2 protein-coding genes are annotated in these 1,450 nt (G+C 65.1%); one reads left to right on the top strand and one right to left on the bottom strand.

Annotated elements, in window-relative coordinates; all coding sequences use genetic code 11:
- A partial coding sequence (locus DC522_RS33440) for a cobyric acid synthase (protein WP_116532687.1) occupies window positions 1-1,245 on the top strand: 1,245 nt, incomplete at its 5' end.
- Here the strand turns inward: DC522_RS33440 and DC522_RS33435 are convergent.
- A partial coding sequence (locus DC522_RS33435; RefSeq protein ID WP_205769929.1) for a cobalamin biosynthesis protein occupies window positions 1,232-1,450 on the bottom strand: 219 nt, incomplete at its 5' end. The genes DC522_RS33440 and DC522_RS33435 overlap by 14 nt on opposite strands.

Here is a 1,450-nt window from a genome sequence, read left to right as displayed (position 1 = left end):
CCCGTGCTGCTCAAGCCCCAGAGCGAGGTCGGTTCCCAGGTGGTGGTGCAGGGACGTCGCATCGGGACCGCCAAGGCGCGGGAATATCAATCCTGGAAGCCGCGCCTGATGGCTGCCGTGCTCGACAGCTTCGCGCGTCTCGGCGATGAAGCCGACCTCGTCCTTGTAGAGGGCGCAGGTTCGGCCTCCGAGGTGAATCTCCGCGCTGGCGATATTGCCAATATGGGCTTCGCCCGCACCGCCGGAGTGCCGGTCGTGATCGTCGGCGACATCGATCGGGGCGGGGTCATCGCCAGCCTCGTCGGCACGAGGGCGGTGCTCGACGAAGCGGATGCCGTCATGGTGTGTGGCTTCATCGTCAATCGTTTCCGAGGCGACCCGGCGCTGTTCGATGACGGAATGCGCTTCATTGCGGAGCGCACCGGCTGGCCTGCGCTCGGTCTTGTGCCGCATTTCCCAGACGCCGCACGGCTTCCGGCGGAGGACGGTCTCGGCCTGCGCCGAGACGGGGTCAAGTCCGGGACTGACACCGTTCTGATTGCCGTCCCGGTAACGCCGCGCATCTCCAATTTCGACGATCTCGATCCCCTGCGCGAGGAACCCGGTGTCCATGTGGCGCTGATCGAACCAGGTCAGCCGCTGCCTGCTGAAGCAGCCCTTGTCCTGCTGCCCGGCTCCAAGACCACCATCGACGATCTGCTGTTCATCCGCGAGCAGGGGTGGGACATCGATATCAAGGCCCATCTCCGCCGGGGAGGGCGGGTGCTCGGCCTGTGCGGCGGCTATCAGATGCTAGGGCGACGCATTGACGATCCGCATGGTATCGAAGGTGAAGCAGGCCGCTCCGTGGAAGGGTTGGGGCTTCTTGATGTGGCGAGCACGCTCACCGAAACGAAACGCCTGGAGGCAGTCACCGGAGTTACAATTCCGGACCGGGTCCCCTTATCGGGATATGAGATGCATGTCGGCGAGACTGCGCCACAGAGCACATCGCTGCAGGCGTTCGCCGAGCTGGAGGATGGCCGCCTCGACGGCGCCGTCTCGGCGGACGGGCGGGTGGCCGGAACCTACGTTCATGGCCTGTTTGCCAATGACCGCCAAAGGGCCCGCTGGCTGCGGCTTCTCGGAGCCGAGGCGAGCGATCTGGTTTACGAAGCCCTCGTGGACGATATCCTGGACCGCTTCGCCGATCACCTGGAGAAACACGTGGATTGCAACCGGCTTCTGGAGCTCAGCGCGCGATGAGCAAAGTCAGCACCATCAAGGCCAGGGCCAAGGCGAAGAACAGTCCGCAAGCCGTCCGATAGAGCATGAGCGCCCTGTCGATGTCCTGCGCCGTCGCTTCGGCACGTCCGTCGCCCATCCAGCAATCTTCGACGCGGACATTCCCATAGATGCGCGGTCCGGCCAGCCGCAGGCCGAGGGCACCCGCCATTGCAGCCTCCGGCCA

The sequence above is a fragment of the Microvirga sp. KLBC 81 genome (assembly GCF_003075415.1).
Lineage (GTDB): Bacteria > Pseudomonadota > Alphaproteobacteria > Rhizobiales > Beijerinckiaceae > Microvirga.
Note: the sequence above shows the minus strand (reverse complement) of the source record. Positions and strands in the feature narration are given on the sequence as shown.